The organism is Lacinutrix chionoecetis, assembly GCF_053604665.1.
In genome coordinates, this window is the sequence record NZ_JBSHNQ010000066.1 from 61255 (window position 1) to 87683 (window position 26429).

Consider the following 26429-nt stretch of genomic DNA (forward strand, 5'->3'; position numbering starts at 1 on the left):
GAATTTGAAACAAAAGATTAAGGTTCAATCTTTGAAACTTCTTCCTCAGTTATTAACGATGTGTTTTTGTTTCCCCAACTGTTTGTAATATAGTTCATTACATGAGCAACTTCTTCATCACTTAAGCCTTGTGCAGCCATTACAGAATTGTACTTTACACCATTAACGGTAATCTCTCCAGACATGCCGTATTTTATGCCTTTTATGCTTTCGGTTCTCTTATTTTCTAAATAATCGGAATTTGCTAATGGTGGAAACACCTTTGGTACACCTTCTCCATTGGCCATGTGACATTGCATGCAAAAGTCGTTATAAATTTGTTTGCCTTCTGAAAACTCCTGACTCAAAGACATACTTTTATTTGCCGTTTTTTTATCTGATGAGTTACAGGCAAGAATGAAGATAGACAAGTATAAAGTGAAGAATATGTGTTTCATAAATTTTAATTCCTTATTAATTTAACGATGCCCAAATTCTCCACGCCAACATAAATATAACCGTCTGGTCCTTGTTCTATGGAACGCACTCTGCCAATAGTATCGAGAAGTCTTTCCTCTTTAATTACTTTTCCGTTTTTTAATTCGCAACGGTCTAAGTAGCTAAACTTTAAGGAGCCAACTAGTAAGCTGCCTTTCCAATCACCATATTTATTAGAGGAAATAAAGGCCATGCCGCTTGGCGCGATGGATGGTGTCCAATAATGTAGTGGTTGCTCCATCCCTTCTTTTTTTGTTTCATCTGTAATACTGGTGCCAATATAATTTCTGCCATAGGTTATTACAGGCCAACCGTAATTTTTTCCTTTAGTAATAATATTAATTTCGTCTCCTCCTTTAGGACCATGTTCGTGTGTCCAGATTTCTTGGGTTTCGGGATGTAATTCCATACCTTGCGGGTTGCGATGTCCATAAGACCAAATGGCTTTTTTTGCGTTTTTATTATTAACGAAAGGATTGTCTTCTGGAATGCTACCATCATCGTTTAATCTATAAACCTTACCACCATCACGAGTTACGTCCTGCGGGTTGACATCGCGTTCACCACGCTCACCAATGGTAAAATAAAGATAGCCATCTTTATCGAAAACAATGCGTGATCCAAAATGTTGCCCTTTGGTGGTATTAGGGGTTGCCTTATATAGAAGTTGCTTTTCAATTAAAGAATCTTTGCTAATTTTTGCTCGCATTAGAGCGGTATTACCTCCTTTTTTTTTACCTTTTGGTGAGGCATAAGTGAAATAGACCCAACCATTATTTTTATAGTCTGGATGAATATTAATATCTAACAATCCACCTTGACCACGAACATATATTTCTGGCAAACCCTTAATTTCTGTTTTAATTTTATTTTTATAATGAATTATTTTGCCTTCTTTCTCTGTAATTAACATAGAACTATCTGGTAGAAACACAAATCCCCAAGGATTGGTTAGATTTGGAACAATAACTTCGTGCGAATTTTTTTTGTTTACAGGATTTTTATCTTGAGCACATGCAGAAAGCGTTACTAAAAATAATAAAAGATAAGTCAGTTTTTTTGTCTTCATTGTTAGATTTAAATGTTTTCTACAATTTACAATAAAAATAGTTTGTTATTTAAATAAGTAAAGTATATTTGCACTTCTAAAATTTAACGCTTTTAGATGAGATAATCGTTTTCGGGGTGTAGCGTAGCCCGGTTATCGCGCCACGTTTGGGACGTGGAGGCCGCAGGTTCGAATCCTGCCACCCCGACAAAAAAAATCCAATCAAAATTTTTGATTGGATTTTTTATTTTAAAGTGGTTTTTAAAACCATTTAAAGTATAGTCCTGAAGCAATTACCGCAATTACTAAAATTACTAATGCAATAATTACAAAGGAAGATACGCCTTTGGTGGTTTTATCTTTTTGTAATATATAATCTCTTCTTTTTTCTTCTTCTTCTTCTTTAATTAAACTCATAGTAATAATATGTTAGTTTTTATTTATTAATATATACTGTTTTAATATTTACAAATTCATGAATCCCTTCTTGAGAGAGCTCTCTACCATAACCAGATGCTTTAGTGCCACCAAATGGAAGTCTTGGGTCTGACTTAACTAATTCGTTTATAAAAAAGGCGCCATCTGGAACATCAATAATTTTTTGTTTAGCCTTTTCTATATCTTTTGTAAATACCATGGTGCCTAAGCCAAATTTGCTATTTGCTGCAATAGAAATTGCATGATCGAGGTTTTTTGCTTTAATAATTGGCGCAACAGGACCAAAGGTTTCCTCTTTAAATACAGCCATTTCCTCGGTAACGTCTGTAAGTATTGTAGGTGCAAAATACGCTTTATCTTTTTTATTTCCAATAAGAACTTTAGCTCCCATTTTAATAGATGCATTTATTTGTTTCTGTAAATCTTCGGCTAAATCTTCTCTGGCTTGTGTTGCTATATCGGTTGATTCTTTTAAAGGGTCGTCGTATTTTAAATTTTCAACTTTAGCTTTAAAACGCTTTAAAAACGTTTCGTAAATACCTTCTGTAACAATAAATCGCTTGGCCGCAATACAACTTTGTCCAGAATTTTGGAACCTCGCATTTACCATGATATCCAGGTACTTATCTAAATCGGCATCGTCTAGAACAATACAGGCGTTATTTCCGCCTAATTCTAATACCGATTTTTTTAACACCTTACTTGCAGTTCCAGCAATGCTAATACCCGCTTTTTCGCTTCCAGTTAGTGATACGGCTTTTATTTTTTCATTTTGAATAAGTTCCTCAATAGTATCATGATTTGAAAGAAGGGTTTGAAAACATCCTATAGGGTAGCCTGCCTGCTCAAAAACATCTTGAATGGCCAAGGCGCATCCTGTAACATTCGATGCATGTTTAAGTAAACCCGTATTACCTGCAGTTAGTGTTGGGATGGCAAATCTAAATACCTGCCAAAACGGATAGTTCCAAGGCATAACTGCTAAAATAACACCTAAGGGATCATAACTGATAAAACTTTCTTGAGCTTCGGTTTCAATTAATTGATCGGCAAGAAAACGTGCTGCATTTTTTTCGTAAAAATCACAAAGCAAAATACACTTTTTAATTTCAGCACGACTCTGGGTAATAGGTTTACCCATTTCTAAGGTTATTAACTCGCTGTACTTTTCTAAATTTTCATTTAAGACATCTCCAACTTTTCTAATTAATTTGGCGCGTTTTTTTATTGGTGTTAATTTCCAATTATGAAACGTATTTTCGGCGGCATTTAAAACCGATAGTGTTTTTTCGCTCGAAAAGAGTTCATATTTATTTAATTGAGCACCATTGTAAGGATTATATGTTGTTATATTATTCATCATTTATATGTTTCATTGATAAATTTCTATAAAATTTCTTAAAAAAAGCATTTTAATTATTGAATTAACAAAGATTTAGTACTTCATTTAAGTAAATTTTAAGACTAAATTAGAAAGCATATTGTAACTTTGTGAGAGAGTTAACGTCTTAAAAATATTAAGCAACAACAAATATTAACAACTAAAACAAAAAAAATTATGAGTAATACAAGTAATACAGCATTGGGCCTATTATTGGGTTCTGCTATAGGAGCAACTTTGGGAATATTATTTGCACCAGACAAAGGTAGTAATACAAGAAGAAAATTAACAGACGAAGCGCTTTTAGCTAAAGACAGAGTAGCGACTGGAGCGGTTGATTTAAAAGATCAGATTGCCACTGGGTTAGTTTCAGGAAAGGCTACATTAGAATCACAGATTGAGTCTGTTGTAGAAAATGCAAGTTATAAAGCTGAAGATGTAATTACTACTTTAGAAAAGAAATTAGAAGTACTAAAAGCTAAAAATAAGAAATTACAGAAAACATCATAATATATGTCTGTAATTGATTCTATTAGTGATGCTTCCTCCAAAGCAGTCGACAAATCTGAAGAATATTTAAGAAAATCGCACGATTTTTATAAATTAAAAATCTTCCAACAATTGTCTATATCAGTGAGTATGATATTTAAGGCAGTTGCAATAGGTGGTGTTTTCTTAATGGGAATGGTTTTTTTAGCTATTTCTCTTGCTTTTTATATTGGTGCTTTGTTAGATAATTATACCTTAGGATTTGTAATTGTAGGTGTCATATTAATTTTATGTGCTTTCCTACTTTTTATCTTTAGAAGCTTTATCGATTCAAAAGTTATACAAGAACTTTCTAAAACATTTTTTAAATAATGAGAAAAGTATATTATAATTTTAAAGATATCGAGATAGATTTAAAACGTCTGGATTTAGAGCGACAAATAGCTAAAGAAGAAGTAAAATCCGTACAGGGTGACTTGAAAGAAAGTTTACAGCCAGCACAATGGATACAAACAGGAATTAAAGTTGCTGGAAAAATAGGATCTGTGGTGTTGCTAAAACGATTATTTTCAAGGTAGCATTCTAAACTTAAAAATAACAATTTATGAAAATCGGCTTTAAGCCGATTTTTTTGTTTTCATAGAACTATTTTTATATTGGATAGGGGCAATTAAAACTATTTGATATCCTTATATTGACCATAAATCAACTAATTATAAAGATTACAAATTATGAGAAAATTATTATTAAGTGCCGTTATATGTTTAACTATTATTTTAGTGGGATGTAAGGTAGATCAAGAAAAAGAAACAAAACTTCCTGGTATGGATGTAGATGTGGATATTGATACAGAAGCAGGACAATTACCTACATTCGACGTTGATTGGGCAGATGTGAACGTAGGGACGAAAACCACTATGGTAAAAGTGCCAAAAGTTGTTATCGTAATGGAAGAAACAGAAGTAGAAGTTCCTTATTTAGATGTAGATATGCCAGACGATATGGGTGAAAAAATGGAACAAACTCTTATGGTTGAATCTGAAGTTACAGGGATGGAACATAAAATGGATATTAAAGAAATTAGAGCGACGGGCTCTACTTTATATGTTATATCTGAATTAATGCCAACTTCTACTAAAATTGGAGATAAGAAAATGAGAGTTTCGGATCAAGTAACATTAAACGCACCAGAATTGGATGTTAGATATTATATTGTTGGAGAGAGACCAGATAGAAAATATAATCAAAAAAACAGATACTTTGCTACAATGAATGATGCCACAGCAAATATCCAAGATGCTAAAGTAATTTATAAAGACTAATTTTAGTTTTCAATTTACAGACAAAAAAAATCGGCTTTAAGCCGATTTTTTTATGTTAATGCATTACTAATTTTAGTTATGAAATTAAAATTGAGCTTTCTAATTTGCTATATTTACTCTTACATTATATTAATAAAACCAACACATATGAATATTTTTGAAGCACTAAGAAAAGATCACGAAATACAACGCGACTTATTAAAAAAGTTAGTGGAAACCTCTGGAGATACTAAAAAAAGAGACGAGATTTTTAAGGCGGTTAAACATGAATTAGAAATACATGAAGACGGAGAAGAACGTTTTTTCTACGTACCATTAATTGACGATGATTTAACACAAGAAAAAGCAAGACATAGTATTGCAGAACATCATGAAATTGATGAATTATTAGCCGAATTGGAAGAAATGGATTACGATTCTTCAGGGTGGTTAAAAATTGCAAAAAAATTACAGCATGAAGTTGAGCATCATTTAGATGAGGAAGAACATGAGGTGTTTCAACTTGCGGGAAAGGTGTTAACAGACAATCAAAAAACTTCATTGTCTAAAGAGTATCAAGATTATATTAAAAAGCATAGATAATTAAGACATGGCAAAAAGTAATTTTAAGAACGATAAATTTTTAAAAGAGCTTTGGAGCGCTCCAGAAATTGCTATTGAGAAGCTGGATCTTATCTATGCCACTAATCGCATCTTAAAAATTAAAAGAAGGCGAAAAAAAGAGCACTTTATTTACGAGTATAATGGTGAACCCTTAAAAGACAAAAAGGATCTTAAACGTATAGATGGTTTGGTCATACCGCCTGCATGGGATGACGTTAATATTTCCAGCCTTGAAAACACACATTTACAAGCCACTGGTAGAGATGCAAAAGCAAGAAAACAATATAGGTACCATCCGGTTTGGAACAAAATAAGAAACCAGACTAAGTTTTACAGAATGTTAAGTTTTGGTAAAGTTTTACCAGGTATTCGAAAGCAAATAGACAAAGATTTAAACCAAACCAATTGGCCAAAAACCAAAACACTGGCATTGGTTTTAAAGCTTATGGAAGAAACGCATATAAGAATTGGAAACGAGCAATATGCAAAACGTAACAAAACCTATGGTTTATCAACTTTAAGAAGCAAACATGTGCATGTTGCAAAAGATAAAATCAAGTTTGAATTTACTGGTAAAAAAGGGAAAGCCCATTCTGTAAGTGTAAGAAATAAGCGTTTAAGGCACTTAATTAACAAATGTCAAGAATTACCAGGTTGGGAATTATTTAAATATTACGATGCAAACGGAGTTAAGCATACTATAGATAGTAGTATGGTAAACGACTATATTTATACTATTTGCAATTCCCACTTTACTGCTAAGGATTTTAGAACTTGGGCAGCATCGGTAGTATTTTTAGATAGTCTATTTCTTTCAGGACTAACTTCAGACAAAAAAGACAAGGAGAAAAATATCCTTTTGGCTTACGATGCTGCAGCAAAAGCTTTGGGTAACACCCGAAACGTATGTAGAAAATATTATGTACATCCTATAATTGCAGAGCAATACACAAACAATGCTATAAAAAAGGCTTTTAATGTCATGGCATCGAAAAAGCAAATAAATAATAATTTTAGTAAAACAGAAGAAGCTTTACTCATGATGTTAGCACAATTTATTCCAGATTTTTTAGTTAAATCTTAACGTTTTGGTTAACAAAGTTTTATGTTAAAAACGTTAGTAATTTTTCGAGCAAACAATCTATTTTTTCAAGCTAAATAAGCTCCTATTTACAAGTTATATTTACAGTAGTGATGAAGTGAATTTTTTAGTTTCATTACAGTATATATTAACAACAAAAAACAAAAATTATGGGAACTTACACAGAAGAAGTTGGAAAAAAACTTAACGAATTATTAGAAAGAACGTACGACGCAGAAAAAGGTTTTAAAAAAGCTGCGGAAAATGCAGATCATGCTGGTTTAAAGAGTTACTTTAATAAAAAAGCACAGGAGCGTTACGATTTTGGACACGAACTTAAAACAGAAATTAGAAGTTTTGGACAAGAAGTAGACAAGGGCGGAAGTGTTAAAGGTACTTTGCACCGTGCATGGATGGATACAAAAGCTTTATTTTCTGCAGATAACGCAGAAAGCATGCTGGAAGAGTCTATAAGAGGCGAAAAAGCAGCAATTGACGAATATAAGGATGTAATGGAAGATGTAAGTTTACCATCTTCTACAAAATCTATTTTGCAAAATCAAAAATCTAAAATCGAAACCGGTTTAAATACTATCAAAGGTTTAGAAGATTTAAGATAATTAATTATTTTCGGTTGGTTAAATAATTAATTTAAAAAAAGGATATCTTTTTAAGATATCCTTTTTCGTTTTATACAATTTGAGATTGAAAGTTAGTATTAGTAGATGCTCTAATAATTTTCCGATAACGTTTAGGGCTACAATCGTATTTCTTTTTAAAGATTTTACAAAAATAACTTCTACTCGTCAAACCAATAGTATAGACAATTTCTGAAATGTTTAAATCGGTTTCAAGCAGTAATTTTTCGGCTTTTTCAATACGTACATTTCTAACAAAATCGGCAACAGTAGTATCATGCATGCTCTTAAAGCCTTCTTGTAATTTGGCTGGAGACATGGATATTTTTCCACATAAGCTGGCAATAGAATGCTGTACCTCTGGATATTCTGTAATATAATCTGTTAATTGTCTAACTTTCTGAAGTTCAGATTTACTCAATGTAGCACTGGAAACCTCTTCATTTACTTCTTTGAAAAATTGATTGATATGAAGCGCTAAAACTTTTTGATGACTACTTTCTATTTTTAAAATATTCGAAACCAAACAATCCAGTGAGGTTGTGCTTGCTACTCTTAAACAATCAGATATCTTTAAATTATAGGTACATTGAAACAAACGAGAATTTAAAATCTCGAACGATTTAAGTAAGTTTTTAAGCTGTCCTGAGTTTTCATCTTCATTGTTACTAAAACGATTAAAATAATTGTCCTTGTCTATAGCGATAAGGTTGAACACAAATTTTTTATCTTTCTTAATATTTAGTTGATTGCTGTCTTCCTTGAAACAACCTATAACACTTGGTCGAAGCTCCTCAATTCTATTGTATTTTTCGTTTAAAGCAGACTTAAAATAGCACATGCCTTCTGTACAATAGGCAAAATACAAGAGGTTGGTTTCATTATCACCAATTTTAAATACTAAATCCTGCTTTACAATAATATCAAAATCTAAAACGGAATTCCCATCTCTTAAAGGATAATGTTTAATGGTACCATTTCCAAAGGTGTTATTGAACTCTAATTTATAAATTCCATAATCTTCCGTTATAATACCACCTAATAATTCTTTTAATCTAAAAATTTGTTTGGGAAAAGTATTTAATGTTGTTACGTTTTTCATAGCGTGATCATTTTATTTTAACCATATAATTAATGGTCAATGGTTTTACTACAAAAGAACTTTTTTTTTGCTTTATCGGTTAACAAAATTGAAACATAGTATAACACTTTTGGTTGCTTTTTGATGCGTAAAAGCGTTAATTTGTTTCAAAACTTTAATAAAAAGCAGTGTTTATAGGGAGTTAAAGAAGAAAAATTAAATGCTTTATGCAGACTTGTTACTTCCTTTTCTAGATTGAGTAATGTATTGTTTTGGAGTTAATCCATAACGGGTTTTAAAAAGTTTAGAAAAATAACTTCGAGAATTTATGCCAATTTTATAAGTTATTTCGGTAATATTTAAGCCCGAATTTTCTAAAAGTTCCTTAGCATATTCTATTTTATGGTCTCGTATGTATTCGTTAACAGAGGTCGAAAATAATTGCTGAAATCCTGTTTGTAACGTGTTTTGATTTAGCCCCACACGTTTAGCCAAACCATTAACAGTGAGTCTAACATCTACTTCTTTCTTTATAATATTAACAGCTTTTTCTATTTTGGTAATAGAAGACTGCCTCATTAATTTATGGTTATTATGCTCAACATTTTTTTCTATATAGAGTTGCAAATATTTTGTAATGACCTCATATGTTTTGCCTTCTAAAAAAACAGATTGCATAAAATCTGTGAGCTCGCAGGTTTTAAACTCTTCTATTAATTCTGCAATATCAAGAGAAAAATAACTCTTGTAATAAAATTTATTAATACCATTTAAATCTCTAAAAAGTGCCTCTAAGTTTTCATCAATTTCACCTATAAACTGTTCAATTTTTGCTTCAAACAATTTTCGGTTTATTTGTACATAGAAAAATGTGATTGGCTGATTTTTTTCAAATTGAAAGCTTTGATTCTCATAATTATCAGGGCTAAATAAAATACTTTCTAACCGGTTTAATTTGGTATTGTTCTCTTTTCCAGAAAACTTCACAGGCGCATCGAGATTAAAAAAGAATTTTAATGGGTTTATTTTTTCTTTTTCAAAAGTCAAGGTCATCTTTTCTTTTAAAAGAAAATCGGCTAAAATAATTCCAACGCCAAAATCAAATTCAATAGCTCTAAAGTAACCGTCACCAATTTTTTTAGGCAAATCGAAGCAAAGCTCGTTATTATCCTTTTCGTGGTCTGTATTCAAAACTTTAGACAGTTCGAGAACTAAATCTCTTATAGAATCATGTTTTAAGGTCGTGTTAATTGCCATTGAAATTCGTTGAGGGAAAATTAATTTTGTTAGTAGTCAAGCATGCATTAGTTGCAAAAAAACTTGAGTTGGATAATTATATGTTTAAGATTGTTAATCTGGATTTTGTGCATCAATATTTTCGCCTTCTACTTTTAATAAAGACGCTACTTTTGATGGTGTTTCTATTAAATGATAAACATTACCAACAATAAGAATAGGACATTTTAAACTCTCTGGGTTTGCGTTTAATATTTTAATCCAATCGTCTTGAGACAAATTAGTAGACTCGTTATAATTTTGTTGAAAATCTGGGTGTTCCTTATTTACTAAATCTGCTATGCTAATTTGTAGCTCGTCTGCTATTGCAGCCCACTGTGTGCCAGTTACTTTTGTTTTAGATATATCTACTGTTCTTATATCTTTTCCAGCATCCTCAACATAGGGTAATGTTTGCTTGCCTAATGAGGTGTTAGAATTATAGTATAAAATCACTTCGTTTTTATTGGTTGCTATGCTCGTCATCATTCAAATTTAATTTTCAAATTTTTTTATAAAGTTAAGTTTAAGAATTAAAATATAAGTGTAATTTACACTTTTTTTTTTGACTCTTTCAATATTTCACCGCAATAAACAATTGTTATAAATCTATAACCGCTGTTGATAACTTATCCGTATTTTTTACTCAAAAATAACTTACTTTTGCCTTATTAAAAAAGCGATTTTATGACTAATACAATAGAAAAAGTAAAGTGTCTTATTATAGGTTCTGGTCCTGCTGGCTATACAGCAGCCATATATGCCGCCAGAGCGAATATGAAACCAGTTTTATATCAAGGTACACAACCAGGAGGACAATTAACCACGACTAATGAAGTAGAGAATTTCCCAGGTTATCCAGAGGGAATTACTGGACCAGCAATGATGATGGAATTACAAGCACAGGCAGAACGCTTTGAAACCGATGTTAGAGATGGTTGGATTACCAAAGTAGATTTTTCTGGAGAGGTACATAAAGTGTGGGTGAACGAGGAAAAAGAAATACACTGCGATACCGTTATTATTTCAACCGGAGCAAGTGCTAAATATTTAGGTTTAGACTCTGAGCAAAAATACTTAAAACTTGGAGGTGGTGTTTCGGCATGTGCGGTTTGCGATGGTTTCTTTTATAAAAATCAAGAAGTTGTAATTGTTGGAGCAGGAGACAGTGCTTGTGAAGAAGCACATTACCTATCTAAATTATGTACTAAAGTAACTATGTTAGTAAGACGCGATGAGTTTAGAGCCTCTAAAATTATGGCTGCGAGAGTAAAAAATACCGAAAATATCGAGATTTTATATAATACTGAAACTGAAGAAGTTTTAGGAGATGGGCAAGTAGTAACTGGTGTGCGTGTAAAAAACAACCAGACAAACGAAGTAAAAGACATTCCTGCTACAGGATTTTTTGTAGCTATTGGCCACAAACCAAATACAGATATTTTTAAAGATTATTTAGATCTTGATGAAACTGGATATATTATTAATGCAAAGCCAGGAACCTCTAAAACTAATGTGGATGGTGTTTTTGTAAGTGGTGATGCTGCAGACCATGTTTACAGACAAGCTGTAACAGCAGCTGGAACAGGTTGTATGGCAGCATTGGATGCTGAACGTTATTTGGCAGCTAAAGATTCTACTTTTGAAGTTAGTACATCTACATATAATTAAATGAGAACAACAAGCTAAAACATAGGGTTTAAATTGTTGCTAGTAGAATATATCCAAACGCTGGTTGGGGTTTTAAAAAATGAAAAATAGAGTTGAGAGTCAAATCTTTTGTTGATGTGAAATATAATGAAATCACTGGTAAAAATGCTAAAGACCTAATTCTATTTGGTGGCTTTTTTATTACCTTATTTATTGGATTTATAATGTATTCTATATTTTCTAACAATGAAAAAGTTAGTTTAAAATATGAAGATGAAGTTTATATGAGAGTTAATAAAATAAGAGACTATAAAGGATTTATAACTTTAAATGATTCTTTAATAATTTCAAATAATATAAAAGCTATTGCAACACCAGAATATATAAAGGAAGAGTTTTTAATTAAATACATAAGTAAACCATATTTAATAAAGAAAGAAAAGAATACCTATGAGTTTGATGTAATTGATAACCAATTTAATTATACTTTTCGATTATTTGAAGATAAAGGTTTTTAATAAAAACTAAAAAATCCGAAGCTATGTTTCGGATTTTTTTATGTTTTGATAACTGATAACTGATAACTGATAACTGATTTTTATTTCTTTCTTAAAATAGCATCATCCTCAAATTTATTTAGTTCAATTTTAGCATTACCATAAATGTAAGTTTCTGTCGCTCCGGAAGCCTCTAAAATTAAATCTTTACTTGCTTCTATATGGGCATCTGCACGACCTTCTGTAATTAAATTACATAATTTAGCAGTTAATTTTTCAGCTTTTAAAACTGTAGAATTATCCATTTTAATAATCAATTCTTTTGTATCACCTTCAATTCTTGCGTCGGCACGCTGCAACATATCTATTTCTATTTTATCTGCATTTAGTAATGCCTTAATATCGCTATTGTCGCTTAAATCTACTGTGATTTCTTGTGCAGTTATGTTTAACTCTGCCTTAGTCTTTCCTGCAGCTATGTAACCAAATGTTTCTGCTTCAACCGTTAAATACGCTTCTGAAGATTCTTTGGTTCTAACTATTAAATCTTTCAATTTTAAGGTACTTAGCGAGGTTAATTCGGCATCTTCTTTTAATTCAATAATATTTAGAGAATCTCTAAACGTTACTGTAATTTCCATTTTTTTACTTGACCTAATAACCTTGTTGGTTCTAAAACTTAAGCTACCTTCTTGGACGTTAAAATCTATTAGCTCGTGCAAATTGTCGTCTGTGCTAATTTCAACATTAGGCAGTACGCCTTGCTTAAGGTTAATTTTAAAATCGTTACCAATAACTAAACGGTTAAATGCTTCGATCTCTGTAACTTGCGTGGTAACATTTCTACTGCCTTTTACTTTTTCACTACTTTGTGCAAAGCCAGAAAGGGTAATTAAACATGTAAGAAATAATAAGTGTAATTTTGTTTTCATAGATAATTTTTCCGAGAAAGCGGAAATCTTTAAATTAATTGTACAACAAATATATAACAAAAACCAACCCAAACTTTTAAAAGTTTGCGTTGGTTTACGGTTGGTTACTATTTAATTGCTGTTGCTACATTAAGATATAGACTATTATGCTGATTAATATTTTTGCGATGGTGATCATGATTTTTGGTTTTTTTTGATGATTGATGATTTAATATTGTCTATTCTTTTTCCTTTTCAGAAGTTATTTTAATACCGTCTTCGTCTATATTTACTTCAACATTGTTAGTTTTACTATTAACACCATCTTCGTCAATTTTAATGGCATTATTATTTGAAGAAGCTTCAATACCTTCCGTATTAATTTTTAGTTTAGCATTGTCGTTATTTATATTTACATCTATGGTGAAATCGTCATCATCCGCAGATTCTGTAGGACAATCACTGCAATACAGTTCATTGTTCTTTACCTCTAAATAATGATCTTCCATGCCATGGTCTAAAATATCGTTGTAATAACCAGAAGGATTACTGTGGTATTTATAAGTGTTTTTATCGGCTATTAAAAAACTACCTTCTGGTAAATACAAGGTTACTTCCACTCTTTGATCCCTTTTAATACTATTATTAGGTATTAAAAAATGATTATTTAATTTAAGTAAATTGCCTTCCAGTACATAACTGTAATCTATATTTTCTGCCCTTTCCTTTGCCGTGTTATAGCTGTTACCCTTTGCACTGCCAACGGTTCTTATTTTTGCAACACTATCTTTTGTAGATTTTACAATTAAACGTATGCCTTGCGAATAGGTAACTTTCTCTCCACTTTCAGTAAACCCAGTAGAATAAGAATCGAAATATCTATTAAAATTTTCGGCGTAATAATCGTTACCTTCCATAGACAATGTTAAAGTATCGTTCGCTTTTATATTTAAAAGCTTTTCGGTTTTTACCACTTGAGCCTTGTCCTTGTACGATAATCCTTGTCTTACACCAACGAATACTAAGCCTATAATAGAAAGTAGCCACACACCAAGTAAAGTGAATTTTGCAACATTACCAATAGATTTTAAATTGTTGATTAAAATTTTAAGCCCTAAATAGAACAACATTAGAAACGGAATAACCAATGCGAAAAACCCTAACAAAGCGACAATACCAAATGGTACTCCAGATGTATTGGCTAATTCTAAAAAGTCTGGACTCATTCTTACAGCGTCTGAGTCTCCAAACGCACTAATTAATAACCCTACAGTTGTAGCAATTGCACCAGTAGCTCCTGTAAACATTAATATTAGTCCAATAAACTTAGCAAACACCTTTAAAAAGAACATAAAAATGTCTGCAATCGTATCGAAAAACGTTTGTGAGCTTGACTTAATTCTACTACCTTGTTTACTAACGTCTATATGTTTTACTGAATTTGAAATGCTGTCACTCGCACTTTCAAACCCTTCTTTTAACTTATCTCCAGCTTTTTGTAAATCTACAGAAGCATGAGAAAAGCCGTCTTTAATTTTTTTTTCGATGTTAGAAATAGTTACTTTTTCGCCCGTCATTACTATTTTTTCCGACGTCGTTTTTGCTTCCGGAACTAAAATCCAAAGTAAAATATAGATTAATATACCTGTACCAAAACCTCCAAAAACTAATACTAACCAAAGGATTCTTATCCAAAGCGCATCGATTCCAAAATAGTGTCCTAATCCAGAAGACACACCACTTACATAAGAGTTTTCGGTATCTCTAAATAATTTTTTAGATTTTCTTTGCGAAGTCGTATAGTTTTTATGTTGCGGTTCGTCTTCAAAGATTTCGTCATCGACAAGATAATCTTCAGGTTGTCCCATAATAGCAATAACCTCTTCAACTTCTTTATTGCCAATAACCTGTCTGTCGTTTATTATGCGTTCTGTAAATAGCTCGGCAATACGCGCTTCTATATCAGCAATAATTTCAGAACGTCCTTGAGAATCTGTAAATGAACGTTTTATAGCCTCAAGATAGCGTTGCAATTTTAAGTACGCATCTTCATCTATATGAAAAAATATACCTGCTAAATTTATGTTGACTGTCTTATTCATTGGTGTTGTTTTTTGATGGTGTAACGATGTTTACTGCGGTTTGTAATTCGTCCCACGTAGTGGTTAATTCTTTTAGAAACAATTGTCCTGTTTCTGTTAAGCCGTAATATTTTCTTGGTGGCCCAGAAGTGCTTTCTTCCCAGCGGTAGCTAAGTAATCCTGCATTTTTTAGTCGTGTTAGTAAAGGGTAAATAGTCCCTTCTACCACAAGCAACTTAGCGTCTTTGAGTGTGCCTAAAATTTCGGCAACATAAGCATCTTTGTCTTTTAAGACCGATAAGATGCAATACTCTAAAACACCTTTACGCATTTGTGCTTTTGTGTTCTCTATCTTCATATTGTCAAGCGATTTAATAGTGTTAAACTGTTCATTTTATGATTGATTATTGATGAATATTTATTTTAAAAATTTAATACTTAATGGGTATTCGTAGATTTTGCCATCTCTGGCCGATAGACTGGCTTTTATAATAAAGACAATCTCTAAAATAAAACCAATTACAGCAAGAAAGCCTAATGATCCACCAATATAAAATAGAGGTGTGGGTTTGCTAATATTAAATTGAATACCATCGAAAAGATTAAAATCCATAACATCGAAACCATTTAATAAACTAAAAGCGAAAAACGGAATGGTTAATAAGCCAATAACAATAGTATATACTAAAATGCTTATTTGAAAATTAATGGCTTCTTTGCCGTGCACATCTATAAATTGAGATTTATCTTTATTTGTAATCCATAAAACCAATGGGCCAATAAAATTTCCAAAAGGAATTAAAAACCTTGAAAAGGTTGATAAGTGGATAAATGTTGCAATGTTGGTGTGGTTATTTTCTTGCATGTTAAAAGGATATAATAGTTTCTTATACAAATATATGTCTAAAAAAAGGTATTATGTTACGCATAGTACTAAAATTTAACAATATTTTAACATATTGAATTGTCGATTATTTTCAATAATTTAGGCGAAATTTAAATAACCATATGAAGCTTACACCAAGTAAAATAAACACTTTTAACCTTTTTAAACTACCATCGGTTTACCTATCTGGAATTAGAGTTACAGCATTAACAGCGCAATCATGTACAGCATCTGTTAAACACCGTTGGATTAATCAAAACCCATTTAAATCTATGTTTTGGGCAGTACAAGGTATGGCAGCAGAATTAGTAACTGGAGCATTAGTGATGGCAAAAATTCAGGATAGCGGAAAAAAAGTATCCATGTTAGTAACTTCCAATAACGCCACATTTACAAAAAAGGCAACGGGAAGAATTACATTTGTCTGTAACGATGGGTATTTAATAGATGAGGCTTTAAAAGAAACTATTGAAACAGGAGAAGGTGTAACTGTATGGATGCAATCTGTTGGTACAGACGAAAACGGTATAATTGTTTCAACTTTTAATTTTGAATGGTCGTTAAGAGTTAAAAAAAAATAAAAGTGTAACTTTTGTTTATTTTCTACAACATATAAAAAAAACTTAATTCATAAACAGAATATTATGACAGCACACGAAATAGATTACAGGATTTACGGAGAAGAAATGCAATATGTCGAAATAGAACTCGACCCGCAAGAGGTTGTTATTGCAGAGTCTGGTAGCTTTATGATGATGGACGATGGTATAAAAATGGAAACCATTTTTGGAGATGGCTCTAAAAAAGACGAAGGCTTTTTAGGAAAAATTTTAGGAGCAGGAAAACGCATTCTCACAGGAGAAAGTTTATTCATGACTGCCTTCTATAATAATTTAAGCGGTAAACGCAATGTCTCTTTTGCCTCTCCATATCCTGGGAAGATAATACCAATTGACTTAACAGAGTTTAACGGTAAATTTATATGCCAAAAAGATGCATTTTTATGCGCTGCCAAAGGAGTAAGTGTAGGTATAGAATTTAGTAAAAAACTTGGTCGAGGTTTGTTTGGCGGTGAAGGCTTTATAATGCAAAAATTAGAAGGAGATGGTATGGCTTTTGTCCACGCAGGTGGAACCACCGCTAAAAAAGAACTAAAAGCAGGCGAGACGCTACGTGTAGATACAGGTTGTATTATAGGCTTTACGCAAAACGTAAACTACGATATAGAATTCATTGGAGGTATTAAAAACACAGTATTTGGAGGTGAAGGTTTATTTTTTGCTAAACTAGAAGGCCCAGGAACGGTTTACATACAATCGTTACCGTTTAGTAGATTGGCTGGTCGTGTGTTAGCAAGCATACCAAGAGGAGGGAAAAGCAAAGGAGAAGGCAGTATTTTAGGAGGATTAGGAGATTTATTAGATGGTGATAACAGATTTTAATCTATGTTAATTGTGAATAAATTAACTGTTAAATTTTATATTCGGTTCATTTTGAATTAAAATTTTCACTACATTTAATCGAATTTATAAACCGTTTGCCTATTCTTGAAATCTACTTTTGTATAACTAAACCCAACACTAATTATGGCACGAGCAATGTTCGAGTACACCAAAACTGTATTAAATAAAGTTAGTTTTGATGTTAACTTGTTTTGTAAGGAGGTTCAAAAAGCACTTCAACGATTATTACCCTACGAAATCGAAGAAATAAAGATTTATATAGAATCTTTAGTGCATGAAAACCCTAATTTAAATCAATGTTTAATTTACCTAAAATCATAAATAAAAAAAAGCGACTTTATAGTCGCTTTTTTTTGGTTGAAATCTATTTAGATTTAGGTAACGGACTAATTATTTCTACATTTTGAAACGCTATCGCTCCTCTAATAATACCAGAAATCACATCCTGAAGGGCTTCAATAATTTGCATTTTAAGTTCACTTTTATGATAAATAATACTTACCTCTCTTGCAGGTGAAGGTGCGGTAAAAGATTTTAAATTCTCCACAGTTTTATCATTAATATCTAATGTATGCAGATAAGGAAGTAAGGTCATGCCTAATCCCTCGTTAGAGAGTTTAATTAAAGTTTCTATGCTACCGCTTTCTAATTGAAAATTATCGTCTACATGATCTTTAAACGCACGACATAAATTAATAACACCATCTCTAAAACAATGACCATCTTCTAATAACAACATGTCATCAATGTCTAAATCTGCAGTATCAATAGTTTTCTTGCTGTTTAAACGGTGGTTTTGCGGAATGTAAGCTACAAAAGGTTCAAAATAGAGTACACGTTCCTTAATTGTATCATTTTCTAAGGGCGTGGCAGCAATAGCTGCATCTAAGTTACCATCGTTTATTCTGGTAATAATTTCCTCTGTGGTCAATTCTTCAATTCTAAGTTTTACTTTAGGATACCTTTTAATAAAGGTCTTTAAAAACATGGGCAGTAAAGTGGGCATTACTGTTGGAATAATGCCTAATTTAAATTCACCTCCTATAAACCCTTTTTGTTGGTCTACAATGTCTTGTATTCTATTAGATTCATTAACTATATTTCTGGCTTGGCTAACTATTTTTCTACCAACCTCTGTTAGTTCTATTGGTTTTTTACTTCGATCGAATATTAGGATATCTAATTGGTCTTCGAGTTTTTGAATTTGCATGCTTAAGGTTGGTTGTGTTACAAAACACTTCTCTGCTGCTTTTGTAAAATTTTGATGTTCTGCAACTGCCAAAACGTAAGATAATTGAGTTATTGTCATGTCGATAGTTTTAAACTATAAAAATATAAAATCTATCAATAAAATTTATAATAATTAACATTTATTTTCGGGCTACTTTTGTTTTAGAATTTTAATTAAAACACAATATTATGACTTTAAATAGCTTAGGATTAAATACTGAAAAAACTAAAAATTTGGCTAAAGACTTAAATGGCTTATTAGCAAATTTTCAAATTTACTATCAAAATTTAAGAGGAATACACTGGAATATTAAAGGTAAAAATTTTTTCGATTTACACGTTAAGTTCGAAGAGCTTTACACAGATGCTAATGTAAAAGTCGATTTGTTAGCAGAGCGAGTGCTTACTTTAGGAGAGACACCATTACATACGTTTGACGATTATATTAAACAAGCAAAAGTACCTGTTGGGAAAAACGTATCTAAGGATGTTGAGGCTGTAAGGTTGATAGTAAATTCTTTAACCGAATTGCTTGAAATGGAACGTTTAATTCTTGATAAATCTGGAGATGCAAACGATGAGGGTACCAATGCGATGATGAGCGATTTTATAACAGAACAAGAAAAAACAGTTTGGATGATGAATGCCTGGTTAGGAGAAAGTATTTAAATTTTTATATAGTGCAATAAAAAAAGGCGACCATTTGGTCGCCTTTTTTTTTATTTGTTTAGAATCTTATATTCATTTCTAAATCCTCGTTTTTTAAATCGAATTTAGCATCGCTATATTGTGGAGGTCCAAAACTCATAGGATTGTTAGACATACCATAATTTTCTAATGGCATTCCGTTGGTATCAAAATCCATGGCTTTATTATCGTTTTCATCGTGCATTGCCATAATAGCATAAGTACCTGGAACGACATCTTCAAATGTTACTTTAATTTTTCCGTTTTCAATTTTAGTTTCAGAGGTCTGGATGTTTTTGGGCGTCATAAAAGTAGACTTATCATGAAGTGAAACCAGCACTTTTCCGTTGTCATTTTTAACATTATCTATAGTTACAGTAATATCATACGTTTGGGTTTCTTGCGCATAGAACAAAAAAGAAGAAAGGAGTAAGGCGAAAGTAATTGTAAGTGTTTTCATTTAAATATGTTTTTGGTGTTAATGATATATCAAATATTACAATTAACTAAGAAACAGACTAAAAGAATGTACTCAACTGTTGTTTTTAAGAGACCAGCTGTTAGTTAACTATAAAAATCTCCACACGCCTGTTAGCAAATCTACCTTCTTCAGTAGTATTATCTGCTTTAGGTTTGTCTTCACCATAACCTTGCGAAGTAATATTTGTGGCATTGACGCCTTTAGAAATCAAATATTTTCTTACTTCCATAGCTCTGTTTTCAGAAAGTGTCATATTTACTTCGTTACTGCCCACATTATCTGTATGTCCTGCTATATGGAATTTCATATTAGGCTGTAATACCATAATTTTTGCAATCTCATCTATTACAGTCATGTCTGACGCCGTTAGTGTTGTCTTACCATTTGTAAAACGTATAGATTTAGCTAAACCCTCTATAGCAGCACTTACTTGCGCTTTAATAGCATTGTTACGCTCAATTTGTTGTTGGCGTTGTGCAATGTTTTGTTGTTGTATTTGTTGTGGTGTAGGACAACCAGCATTTTCTGGAGGTCCAGGTTGTTTAGGACATTTATCTTTTCTGTCTATAATGCCATCTTTATCGGTATCGAAAACCGGGCAACCATCATCTTCAATTTCTCCGCGAACTTTAGGGCATTTATCGTACTTATCTGGTGTGCCATCGCCATCATTGTCTGGACAACCACGCATAGTTGCTGGTCCAAAATCATTAGGACATAAATCTTGAGAATCGATAACACCATCTTTATCTGTATCTGGACAACCATTAGTTTCAAACGTTCCAAATAACTCTGGACACGCATCTTTATCGTCATTAATACCGTCGTTATCTGTATCTTTTCCTCCAAAACGGAAAATAATTCCGGCAGAATGTTGCCAGTGTTTCAAGCCATAGTCTTCGAAGGCATGTTTATAAGTGGATTGTATATTAAAACCAAAGGAATTGCCAATCCAGATGTTGGTACCAATACCACCATTTATGGTTCCAGCTCCAATAGTATCTAACCACGTGTAACCACCACCAATTGTGGCATAAGGATCTATAATATTTAAACCATTTGTAAATTGATACCTAAACATACCATCCAGTGATATGTATGGAAATTCTATGTCTTGCGTGTCTTCCATAGGATAATTTTCTTCTAAACTATTTAGTGAAGCAACAGCATCAAAACTAATGCGATTTTTTATTAAGCGACCTGCCGATAGTCTAAAACCAGCAGCATTTAAGTTCCAGGTTTTAAAACGGCCTAAACCAGCTTCCTGTTCGCGAACTGGATTATTAATTGCGTTTGGACCAAAACTTGTAGTCCATGGGCTGTTTACTGTTTGAGCGTTTGATGTTTGAACACTTAACAAGAAAACCATTGCAATAAGAAAATAGCTAAAAGGTTTCATTGGGTTTTATTTGAATTAATTAATAGCAAGAGCAAGATATATTAAAAATTAGAAAATTAAAAGATAAATGAAGTTTTAGCGGTTAAAATACTAAAACCTAAGATAAAATACAGTTAACGCCAATTACAATAAACCTCTTGCTTTAATTTCAAGGTATTTATTAATGGTGTTTACCGTAAGTTTTTCGGGAGCTGTAAGGATGCTTTGTATACCATGCTTTTGAAGTTCCTTAACCATTAATCGCTTTTCGAAAGAAAATTTCTCGGCAATTGTTTTATGGTAAATGGCTTGTAAATCTTCTGCATCTTGAGATATAAGCGTATCTAATTCGGTATTTTTAAAGAGCACCACAACTAACAGATGTTTTTTAGAAATGGCTTGTAAATAAGGTAATTGCCTCTTTAATGCACTTATGTGTTCGAAATTGGTATACAACAACAACAAACTTCTATGCGACACTTTACGTTTAATTTGCGAATAGAGTATACCATAATCACTATCTGTAAATTGGGTGTCTATATTGTACAAACGTTCTAAAATAGTGTTAAGGTAAGTAAGTTTTTGTACGGCTGGCAAAAAAGAATCTACTGTTTTAGAAAAGGTTAGCATACCCACTTTATCATGCTTTTTTAAGGCCACATTACTAAATGCCAGGGTAGAATTTATGGCATAATCAAGTAATTTTAAACCATTAAAAGGCATTTTCATTACACGTCCCGTATCGATTATAGAATATATGGGTTGCGATTTTTCGTCTTGAAACTGGTTTACCATTAATTTACCAGTTTTGGCAGTCGCTTTCCAGTTTACGGTTCTAAAATCGTCACCTTGAATATAATCTTTTATTTGTTCAAATTCTGAAGTGTTTCCTATACGTCTTATTTTCTTTAGTCCAAAAGCAGTTAAATTGTTACTCATTGCAAGAAAATCGTATTTCTGCATCTGAATAAAAGAAGGGTAGACGGCTACCATTTGCTCGTTTTGAAACTGAAATTTTCGCTTGACAATGCGTAATAACGAAGAGGCAAAAACATTTAAGTGGCCAAAATAATATTCCCCTCGTTCTACAGGCCTTACACTGTAATTAAAGTCGAAAATCTCGTTAGGTTGCAACGTTGCCTTATAGTCAAAATCTCTTTTTTGAAACTGTACAGGTAACTCATCAATTACCGAGATGCCTGTTTTAAAAGGATAATAATTGGTAATTGTAATAGGTACAGGATTCTCGTCGCTGTTAGAAAATTTATCTGGAAGTAAACGCCGTGCTTGAATAGGATTTTTAAAACGATAGAGTAGTAGTAAATCGACTAAGAATAAAACTGAAATCACTATAGTAATTATCCATGCTATTGGAAACAAAATGGGTATCCAATACGATAATAAAAAACACACTGAAGCACTTGCCAAATAGACAAAGAAACCGTTGTGCAGGTATAGCGATTTAATAAATTTCATTTATTTTATCTCAATTAAATTATTAAGATTATCTCGGCACTTCTACAGATTGTACAATCATATCCACAACATTTTCTGTTGTCATGCCTTCCATTTCACGTTCAGGCGTTAAAATAATTCTGTGATTTAAAATTGGTTTTAATGCTTTTTTTACATCTTCTGGCGTTACAAAATCACGACCGTTAATCGCTGCAAAAGCTTTGGCTGTATTTAATATACCAATGGATGCTCTTGGTGAACCACCTAAATATAAATGTGGATGGTTACGGGTTTTAGACACCAGTTCTGCTATGTATTTTATAATTTTCTCTTCAACTAAAACCGATTGAATTTTTGTTTTATAATTCGCTAATTCTTCGGCATTTAAAATTGGCTCAATTAGCAATTGCGGTTTTTCACCTTTACGATCATGATGCGTTTGTATTATTCTAACCTCGTCTTCAAGCGTAGGATAGTCTACTTTTATTTTAAAAATAAAGCGATCTAACTGTGCTTCTGGCAGCGCATAAGTACCTTCCTGCTCAATTGGGTTTTGAGTGGCCAATACCATAAAAGGTGCTTGAAAAGGATATGTGGTTCCATCTATAGTTGCTTGGCGCTCTTCCATAGTTTCAAACAAAGCGGCTTGTGTTTTTGCTGGTGCACGATTGATTTCGTCTATTAAAACAATATTCGAGAAAATAGGTCCTTTATGGAATTCGAATTCTGAGGTTTTCATATTTAAAACCGACGTTCCCAACACATCACTTGGCATTAAATCTGGAGTAAATTGAATACGGCTAAAATCGGTTTTTAAAACCTTGGCAAATAATTTTGCAGTTACTGTTTTTGCAATACCTGGCACACCTTCTATAAGTACATGACCATCTGCAAGCAAGGCTACAATTAATAGTTCTATAAATTCTTGCTGCCCAACAATAACTTTGCCTAACTCGGCTTTTATTGCTTCTACTGCATTCTTTAAATCCTCAAGTGGGATTCTGTTATTAAAGTCTAAATCTTGGTTTTCCATGTGTTATTCGCTTTAAAATTTTCTATAGAAGCGTTAAGCTTTACTAAAGCTTCTTTAGTGATGTTGGTATTATTAAGTATTACTTCAATTTGTTGAAATAGTGTTTTTGTGGCTTCAACGGTATTATTACTTCTGGACGCCAAATTAGTTAAAAAAGTGTCATCTATGGTGTCTGTATTTAGGTGCAAGTGAGTTCTAATATATTCTAAAAAATGCTGAATTTTATGTCCAGCAATGTCGCTGTGTTTGCTGTTTTCATAATACATATTAGCAATTGTCCGTGTAAAATTAAGCGTTTGGTTTTCTAATGGTTTTACTACAGCAATAGCTCGCTGTTTACGTTTACCTTCAAAAACAATATAAAATAAAGCACCAATAAGCATAATATAGTAAGCCCAACGCAACTCTTTAGCTTTTAAAAAGACATACAGTGGAGATGTCGCTATTTTTTTTCCTGATTTGTAATGGTTGTCGAAATAAATAGGCTCTTCAGGATTTAAATATGAAAGCAAGCCAGCTGTATAATTTTGATTCTGTTCTTCTAAAATAAAATAATTGGTATAGGCCTGCGGAAACAAATTTAAAATAATCTCACCATCACCAAAAGCTTGTTTAATAACGTTAATGTGTTGCTTCGTTTTAATAGAATCATTTGCTGAAGCATTAGCAATTGTAGCAATTACCTCGGTTTTTAAAGTATCTATAGCACTAAAATACTTAACATAATTCGCCTTTTTAAAGGTGAAATCTTGTCCTTTTCCTAACGTTTCATTTTTAAGCTTTAGCTTAAAAATATTATCGAAATTATTAAAATTACTAACTACAGAAGTTTTAAGATTTAAAGTATCTAACAGTTTTTGCGATTGCTCTTCCGAGGCTATGGCGAGCGTGTTGCCTTGAGCGGTCCAGTTTAATAATCTATCAAGTTCTGCCTTATCAAAGCCCACGCTTCCGTTTAAAAAGAAATAGGTGCCAGTTACAGTATCATCGTCTAAAATCTCAAATGGAGGACGCTCGATATCTATTACATTATCTTTGGTGAAAAGGCGCTCTAACTGGTCATGCAAAACATAAGAGCCATATGGAATTTTATGGTGTTTTGCATAACTTGGAAACCAGTTTAACTCTTGTGGTTTATTATATTCTAAAATAATAATTAGCACAACAATTAAGGCTGTAAACGCAATGTATATTTTACCTTTTCTATCCAAATTAATGTTTTACTTGTTTGTTAAGGTTTATAAAATTGAGTTTTAAGTTTTCGAATTTTAACGCGTCTATTTCAAACTCACCATACCACACGTAATCGTAAATTCTGGTTATTTTTTCAAATTGAGATTGTATGGTATTAGTTTTAATTTCTTTAATATAATCGGCATTCGTTTTTTGTTGTTGCCAGTCTATTATATTGTTTTCAGTCAATACTCTAAGCGATAATAAATAATAATATCTTATGGCTAAACGATAATCATTTTGTTTTACAGCTTCGTTAATAAGAGCATTTATGTCTTCATTTTTAATAATCTGCTCTTCGTCTGTAAACTGAATAATTGGTTTATTTTGTTCACCATAAAACAAGTTTCTGTTATTCACTTTCAGGAAAAACCTGATTAATAAAAACACTAAAACACCTAATAGTATGTATGGTAAAATGTTTAACATAAACCAAAGAATACCTGTGGCTGCGCCCATTCCAAACAATTTAGCCAGTGCACGTAGCAACACATTGCCTAACCAGCGTTTAAATTTTGCCCACCAAGAATCTTCATTGGCTTGTTTTTCGGTATAATTAAACGCATCTCTGTTTTTGTATTTTTTAAGATCTTCCTGTTTAATATCTTGCTTTTCTATATAAGGCGCCGTTTTTTCTACAACAAGCGAATCTTGCTGAGAAAAACTACTATTACTTATAAAAAAAAATAGAAAAAGAAGTCTTAGTATGTGCATGCTATACTTCCGTTTTTCCTATGGATTCAATCTGCTCGAAAGTACCTGAGAAGTTTTTCTTTTCATTTATATTAAAATAAATAAAGACACCTACTATAATGCTAACAAAGTTTAAAAAGAACTTAAAGGCATAACCTATTAAGTTTAGTAATATATAAATTGGGTCTTTGTAAAAACTAAAAGGATTATCTGCTGGATCAATTTCTCCAGAAAAGATGCCCATTTTGGCATACGTATAAATGGTAGCTGGAAGATTAACTACGCCTCCTATAATGCTAACAAGTATACCTACAACAAAAAGAACTAAAAAGGTCATCCACCACTCGTCTTTAACAAAATTGAAACTATCGCTAAAAGCGTCGGTAACACTTTTTTTCTCGAATACCATGATGCAAAATACTACAGACATTGGTACCACTAAATAAATGCCAGGAAAAAAACAGAGCATAAAACCAAAGCCTAAAGCGAGTATTTTAAGTGTACCTAATCCAATAAAACTCCAAAACGATTGTTTGACGTCCAGTTTTATAGCGTCTGCATTAATTACACCATTATTTTCGGTGTACGACTTAATATAGTGTAGCGTTGTAGAGTAGGCTAATACGTAAATTATTAAACCAGCAATTATTAATACAAACACCGACACAAATAATACTAAAAGACTCATTTCTTCATTTTCCAAAGCAGAAGAGCCACCATATATTGCAATATCTGTAAAATCACCAAAAGTGTAAAGCACAAAACCCAATCCAGCTAAGAATAGAATAAGATAAGGTAATGTAATTTGTAAAACAAGAGTAAAAAAAGGTTTGTATTCATTACGTAAAAAGGCAAAAACATCGTTAAGCATTTCTCCTAGTTCGCGTTGTTTTTTAAATTGTATAAGTTGTTTCATAT

At 32.1% G+C, this 26429-nt stretch carries 32 protein-coding genes and 1 tRNA gene; 14 read left to right on the forward strand and 19 right to left on the reverse strand.

Translation table 11 applies throughout. From position 1 onward, the window contains the following. Nucleotides 1-17 precede the first annotated feature (17 nt). Nucleotides 18-437, reverse strand: coding sequence for a c-type cytochrome (locus ACVC43_RS03505; protein WP_452223181.1), 420 nt, complete (start codon nt 435-437; stop codon nt 18-20). 5 nt (nt 438-442) lie between these two features. Continuing rightward, complete coding sequence (locus ACVC43_RS03510) at nt 443-1546, reverse strand: PQQ-dependent sugar dehydrogenase (RefSeq protein ID WP_452223182.1); 1104 nt, start codon at nt 1544-1546, stop codon at nt 443-445. Between the two features lie 112 nt (nt 1547-1658). Here ACVC43_RS03510 and ACVC43_RS03515 point away from each other — a divergent pair. Next, a tRNA-Pro gene (locus ACVC43_RS03515) sits at nt 1659-1733 on the forward strand. A gap of 53 nt (nt 1734-1786) precedes the next feature. Here ACVC43_RS03515 and ACVC43_RS03520 read toward each other — a convergent pair. Both ACVC43_RS03520 and ACVC43_RS03525 read right to left on the reverse strand, forming a co-directional pair. Then, nucleotides 1787-1942, reverse strand: coding sequence for a hypothetical protein (locus ACVC43_RS03520; RefSeq protein ID WP_452223183.1), 156 nt, complete (start codon nt 1940-1942; stop codon nt 1787-1789). A 19-nt stretch (nt 1943-1961) separates the two neighbouring features. Next, a complete protein-coding gene (locus ACVC43_RS03525) occupies nt 1962-3326 on the reverse strand; it encodes an NAD-dependent succinate-semialdehyde dehydrogenase (RefSeq protein ID WP_452223184.1) in 1365 nt (454 codons plus the stop codon). Nucleotides 3327-3521: 195 nt separating this feature from the next. Between ACVC43_RS03525 and ACVC43_RS03530 the strand changes: the two genes are divergently transcribed. The 7 genes from ACVC43_RS03530 (at nt 3522) to ACVC43_RS03560 (ending at nt 7459) form a co-directional block, all read left to right on the forward strand. Then, a complete protein-coding gene (locus ACVC43_RS03530; protein ID WP_452223185.1) occupies nt 3522-3854 on the forward strand; it encodes a YtxH domain-containing protein in 333 nt (110 codons plus the stop codon). A 3-nt stretch (nt 3855-3857) separates the two neighbouring features. Further along, complete coding sequence (locus tag ACVC43_RS03535; RefSeq protein WP_452223186.1) at nt 3858-4205, forward strand: hypothetical protein; 348 nt, start codon at nt 3858-3860, stop codon at nt 4203-4205. After that, on the forward strand, nt 4205-4411 hold the full coding sequence (locus ACVC43_RS03540) for a hypothetical protein (protein WP_452223187.1): 207 nt from the start codon (nt 4205-4207) through the stop codon (nt 4409-4411). The genes ACVC43_RS03535 and ACVC43_RS03540 overlap by 1 nt, the downstream gene beginning before the upstream one ends. 153 nt (nt 4412-4564) lie before the next feature. Beyond that, nucleotides 4565-5155 (forward strand): hypothetical protein, encoded by a 591-nt coding sequence (locus tag ACVC43_RS03545; protein WP_452223188.1) that lies wholly within the window; start codon nt 4565-4567, stop codon nt 5153-5155. 147 nt (nt 5156-5302) lie between these two features. Next, nucleotides 5303-5737: a hemerythrin domain-containing protein gene (locus tag ACVC43_RS03550; protein WP_452223189.1), complete on the forward strand. Its 435-nt coding sequence runs from the start codon at nt 5303-5305 to the stop codon at nt 5735-5737. 7 nt (nt 5738-5744) lie between these two features. After that, a complete protein-coding gene (locus ACVC43_RS03555; RefSeq protein ID WP_452223190.1) occupies nt 5745-6842 on the forward strand; it encodes a DNA topoisomerase IB in 1098 nt (365 codons plus the stop codon). 167 nt (nt 6843-7009) lie between these two features. Continuing rightward, nucleotides 7010-7459 (forward strand): ferritin-like domain-containing protein, encoded by a 450-nt coding sequence (locus ACVC43_RS03560; protein ID WP_452223191.1) that lies wholly within the window; start codon nt 7010-7012, stop codon nt 7457-7459. 70 nt (nt 7460-7529) lie between these two features. Here ACVC43_RS03560 and ACVC43_RS03565 read toward each other — a convergent pair whose 3' ends face one another. The 3 genes from ACVC43_RS03565 to ACVC43_RS03575 all read right to left on the reverse strand — a co-directional run bounded on the left by ACVC43_RS03565 (nt 7530) and on the right by ACVC43_RS03575 (nt 10322). Beyond that, nucleotides 7530-8579: a helix-turn-helix domain-containing protein gene (locus ACVC43_RS03565; RefSeq protein ID WP_452223192.1), complete on the reverse strand. Its 1050-nt coding sequence runs from the start codon at nt 8577-8579 to the stop codon at nt 7530-7532. 204 nt (nt 8580-8783) lie between these two features. Further along, nucleotides 8784-9815 (reverse strand): helix-turn-helix transcriptional regulator, encoded by a 1032-nt coding sequence (locus ACVC43_RS03570; protein WP_452223193.1) that lies wholly within the window; start codon nt 9813-9815, stop codon nt 8784-8786. A 93-nt stretch (nt 9816-9908) separates the two neighbouring features. Next, nucleotides 9909-10322 (reverse strand): arsenate reductase family protein, encoded by a 414-nt coding sequence (locus ACVC43_RS03575; RefSeq protein ID WP_452223194.1) that lies wholly within the window; start codon nt 10320-10322, stop codon nt 9909-9911. Nucleotides 10323-10520: 198 nt separating this feature from the next. On the opposite strand from ACVC43_RS03575, the gene trxB reads away from it, so the two are divergent. Continuing rightward, nucleotides 10521-11504, forward strand: a complete 984-nt coding sequence (trxB, locus tag ACVC43_RS03580; protein ID WP_452223195.1) for a thioredoxin-disulfide reductase — start codon at nt 10521-10523, stop codon at nt 11502-11504. 116 nt (nt 11505-11620) lie between these two features. Continuing rightward, nucleotides 11621-12001 (forward strand): hypothetical protein, encoded by a 381-nt coding sequence (locus ACVC43_RS03585; protein ID WP_452223196.1) that lies wholly within the window; start codon nt 11621-11623, stop codon nt 11999-12001. 80 nt (nt 12002-12081) lie between these two features. On the opposite strand, the gene ACVC43_RS03590 is transcribed toward ACVC43_RS03585, so the two are convergent. From ACVC43_RS03590 to ACVC43_RS03605, 4 genes are all read right to left on the reverse strand, one after another. Next, nucleotides 12082-12912 carry a GIN domain-containing protein gene (locus tag ACVC43_RS03590; protein WP_452223197.1) on the reverse strand — a complete coding sequence of 277 codons (831 nt, stop codon included), beginning with the start codon at nt 12910-12912 and terminating at the stop codon, nt 12082-12084. 218 nt (nt 12913-13130) lie between these two features. Then, the gene (locus ACVC43_RS03595) at nt 13131-14993 is read right to left on the reverse strand and encodes a PspC domain-containing protein (protein WP_452223198.1); all 1863 of its coding nucleotides are present in this window, start codon (nt 14991-14993) and stop codon (nt 13131-13133) included. Beyond that, complete coding sequence (locus tag ACVC43_RS03600; RefSeq protein WP_452223199.1) at nt 14986-15330, reverse strand: PadR family transcriptional regulator; 345 nt, start codon at nt 15328-15330, stop codon at nt 14986-14988. Before ACVC43_RS03600 ends, ACVC43_RS03595 begins: the two co-directional genes overlap by 8 nt. 60 nt (nt 15331-15390) lie before the next feature. Then, a complete protein-coding gene (locus tag ACVC43_RS03605) occupies nt 15391-15837 on the reverse strand; it encodes a DUF4870 domain-containing protein (protein WP_452223200.1) in 447 nt (148 codons plus the stop codon). 143 nt (nt 15838-15980) lie between these two features. Here ACVC43_RS03605 and ACVC43_RS03610 point away from each other — a divergent pair, with 143 nt between their 5' ends. The 3 genes from ACVC43_RS03610 to ACVC43_RS03620 all read left to right on the forward strand — a co-directional run bounded on the left by ACVC43_RS03610 (nt 15981) and on the right by ACVC43_RS03620 (nt 17642). Then, nucleotides 15981-16439 carry a DUF4442 domain-containing protein gene (locus ACVC43_RS03610; RefSeq protein WP_452223201.1) on the forward strand — a complete coding sequence of 153 codons (459 nt, stop codon included), beginning with the start codon at nt 15981-15983 and terminating at the stop codon, nt 16437-16439. A gap of 63 nt (nt 16440-16502) precedes the next feature. Next, on the forward strand, nt 16503-17300 hold the full coding sequence (locus ACVC43_RS03615) for a TIGR00266 family protein (protein ID WP_452223202.1): 798 nt from the start codon (nt 16503-16505) through the stop codon (nt 17298-17300). Between the two features lie 144 nt (nt 17301-17444). Further along, nucleotides 17445-17642, forward strand: a complete 198-nt coding sequence (locus ACVC43_RS03620) for a hypothetical protein (RefSeq protein WP_452223203.1) — start codon at nt 17445-17447, stop codon at nt 17640-17642. A gap of 43 nt (nt 17643-17685) precedes the next feature. Here the strand turns inward: ACVC43_RS03620 and ACVC43_RS03625 are convergent, their stop codons facing one another. Next, nucleotides 17686-18630 (reverse strand): LysR family transcriptional regulator, encoded by a 945-nt coding sequence (locus tag ACVC43_RS03625; RefSeq protein WP_452223204.1) that lies wholly within the window; start codon nt 18628-18630, stop codon nt 17686-17688. Nucleotides 18631-18740: 110 nt separating this feature from the next. On the opposite strand from ACVC43_RS03625, the gene ACVC43_RS03630 reads away from it, so the two are divergent. After that, nucleotides 18741-19220, forward strand: a complete 480-nt coding sequence (locus ACVC43_RS03630) for a Dps family protein (protein WP_452223205.1) — start codon at nt 18741-18743, stop codon at nt 19218-19220. 58 nt (nt 19221-19278) lie between these two features. Here ACVC43_RS03630 and ACVC43_RS03635 read toward each other — a convergent pair whose 3' ends face one another. From ACVC43_RS03635 to ACVC43_RS03665, 7 genes are all read right to left on the reverse strand, one after another. Beyond that, entirely contained in the window at nt 19279-19698 is a 420-nt protein-coding gene (locus tag ACVC43_RS03635) for a DUF2141 domain-containing protein (protein WP_452223206.1), read from the reverse strand. Between the two features lie 100 nt (nt 19699-19798). Next, complete coding sequence (locus ACVC43_RS03640) at nt 19799-21118, reverse strand: OmpA family protein (protein ID WP_452223207.1); 1320 nt, start codon at nt 21116-21118, stop codon at nt 19799-19801. 123 nt (nt 21119-21241) lie between these two features. After that, the gene (locus tag ACVC43_RS03645; RefSeq protein ID WP_452223208.1) at nt 21242-22573 is read right to left on the reverse strand and encodes a DUF58 domain-containing protein; all 1332 of its coding nucleotides are present in this window, start codon (nt 22571-22573) and stop codon (nt 21242-21244) included. A gap of 28 nt (nt 22574-22601) precedes the next feature. Then, nucleotides 22602-23585: an AAA family ATPase gene (locus ACVC43_RS03650; RefSeq protein ID WP_452223209.1), complete on the reverse strand. Its 984-nt coding sequence runs from the start codon at nt 23583-23585 to the stop codon at nt 22602-22604. Continuing rightward, a complete protein-coding gene (locus ACVC43_RS03655) occupies nt 23567-24796 on the reverse strand; it encodes a DUF4350 domain-containing protein (RefSeq protein ID WP_452223210.1) in 1230 nt (409 codons plus the stop codon). The genes ACVC43_RS03650 and ACVC43_RS03655 overlap by 19 nt, the downstream gene beginning before the upstream one ends. Before the next feature lies 1 nt (nt 24797). Continuing rightward, on the reverse strand, nt 24798-25532 hold the full coding sequence (locus tag ACVC43_RS03660; RefSeq protein ID WP_452223211.1) for a DUF4129 domain-containing protein: 735 nt from the start codon (nt 25530-25532) through the stop codon (nt 24798-24800). Nucleotide 25533: 1 nt separating this feature from the next. Beyond that, nucleotides 25534-26427, reverse strand: a complete 894-nt coding sequence (locus ACVC43_RS03665; protein WP_452223212.1) for a hypothetical protein — start codon at nt 26425-26427, stop codon at nt 25534-25536. Between the last annotated feature and the right edge of the window lie 2 nt (nt 26428-26429).

Coding starts and splice junctions, on each gene's coding strand:
- ACVC43_RS03505 (WP_452223181.1), bottom strand. CDS start 437: ATGAAACACATATTCTTCACTTTATACTTGTCTATCTTCATTCTTGCC.
- ACVC43_RS03510 (WP_452223182.1), bottom strand. CDS start 1,546: ATGAAGACAAAAAAACTGACTTATCTTTTATTATTTTTAGTAACGCTT.
- ACVC43_RS03520 (WP_452223183.1), bottom strand. CDS start 1,942: ATGAGTTTAATTAAAGAAGAAGAAGAAGAAAAAAGAAGAGATTATATA.
- ACVC43_RS03525 (WP_452223184.1), bottom strand. CDS start 3,326: ATGATGAATAATATAACAACATATAATCCTTACAATGGTGCTCAATTA.
- ACVC43_RS03530 (WP_452223185.1), top strand. CDS start 3,522: ATGAGTAATACAAGTAATACAGCATTGGGCCTATTATTGGGTTCTGCT.
- ACVC43_RS03535 (WP_452223186.1), top strand. CDS start 3,858: ATGTCTGTAATTGATTCTATTAGTGATGCTTCCTCCAAAGCAGTCGAC.
- ACVC43_RS03540 (WP_452223187.1), top strand. CDS start 4,205: ATGAGAAAAGTATATTATAATTTTAAAGATATCGAGATAGATTTAAAA.
- ACVC43_RS03545 (WP_452223188.1), top strand. CDS start 4,565: ATGAGAAAATTATTATTAAGTGCCGTTATATGTTTAACTATTATTTTA.
- ACVC43_RS03550 (WP_452223189.1), top strand. CDS start 5,303: ATGAATATTTTTGAAGCACTAAGAAAAGATCACGAAATACAACGCGAC.
- ACVC43_RS03555 (WP_452223190.1), top strand. CDS start 5,745: ATGGCAAAAAGTAATTTTAAGAACGATAAATTTTTAAAAGAGCTTTGG.
- ACVC43_RS03560 (WP_452223191.1), top strand. CDS start 7,010: ATGGGAACTTACACAGAAGAAGTTGGAAAAAAACTTAACGAATTATTA.
- ACVC43_RS03565 (WP_452223192.1), bottom strand. CDS start 8,579: ATGAAAAACGTAACAACATTAAATACTTTTCCCAAACAAATTTTTAGA.
- ACVC43_RS03570 (WP_452223193.1), bottom strand. CDS start 9,815: ATGGCAATTAACACGACCTTAAAACATGATTCTATAAGAGATTTAGTT.
- ACVC43_RS03575 (WP_452223194.1), bottom strand. CDS start 10,322: ATGATGACGAGCATAGCAACCAATAAAAACGAAGTGATTTTATACTAT.
- trxB (WP_452223195.1), top strand. CDS start 10,521: ATGACTAATACAATAGAAAAAGTAAAGTGTCTTATTATAGGTTCTGGT.
- ACVC43_RS03590 (WP_452223197.1), bottom strand. CDS start 12,912: ATGAAAACAAAATTACACTTATTATTTCTTACATGTTTAATTACCCTT.
- ACVC43_RS03595 (WP_452223198.1), bottom strand. CDS start 14,993: ATGAATAAGACAGTCAACATAAATTTAGCAGGTATATTTTTTCATATA.
- ACVC43_RS03600 (WP_452223199.1), bottom strand. CDS start 15,330: ATGAAGATAGAGAACACAAAAGCACAAATGCGTAAAGGTGTTTTAGAG.
- ACVC43_RS03605 (WP_452223200.1), bottom strand. CDS start 15,837: ATGCAAGAAAATAACCACACCAACATTGCAACATTTATCCACTTATCA.
- ACVC43_RS03610 (WP_452223201.1), top strand. CDS start 15,981: ATGAAGCTTACACCAAGTAAAATAAACACTTTTAACCTTTTTAAACTA.
- ACVC43_RS03615 (WP_452223202.1), top strand. CDS start 16,503: ATGACAGCACACGAAATAGATTACAGGATTTACGGAGAAGAAATGCAA.
- ACVC43_RS03620 (WP_452223203.1), top strand. CDS start 17,445: ATGGCACGAGCAATGTTCGAGTACACCAAAACTGTATTAAATAAAGTT.
- ACVC43_RS03625 (WP_452223204.1), bottom strand. CDS start 18,630: ATGACAATAACTCAATTATCTTACGTTTTGGCAGTTGCAGAACATCAA.
- ACVC43_RS03630 (WP_452223205.1), top strand. CDS start 18,741: ATGACTTTAAATAGCTTAGGATTAAATACTGAAAAAACTAAAAATTTG.
- ACVC43_RS03635 (WP_452223206.1), bottom strand. CDS start 19,698: ATGAAAACACTTACAATTACTTTCGCCTTACTCCTTTCTTCTTTTTTG.
- ACVC43_RS03640 (WP_452223207.1), bottom strand. CDS start 21,118: ATGAAACCTTTTAGCTATTTTCTTATTGCAATGGTTTTCTTGTTAAGT.
- ACVC43_RS03645 (WP_452223208.1), bottom strand. CDS start 22,573: ATGAAATTTATTAAATCGCTATACCTGCACAACGGTTTCTTTGTCTAT.
- ACVC43_RS03650 (WP_452223209.1), bottom strand. CDS start 23,585: ATGGAAAACCAAGATTTAGACTTTAATAACAGAATCCCACTTGAGGAT.
- ACVC43_RS03660 (WP_452223211.1), bottom strand. CDS start 25,532: ATGCACATACTAAGACTTCTTTTTCTATTTTTTTTTATAAGTAATAGT.
- ACVC43_RS03665 (WP_452223212.1), bottom strand. CDS start 26,427: ATGAAACAACTTATACAATTTAAAAAACAACGCGAACTAGGAGAAATG.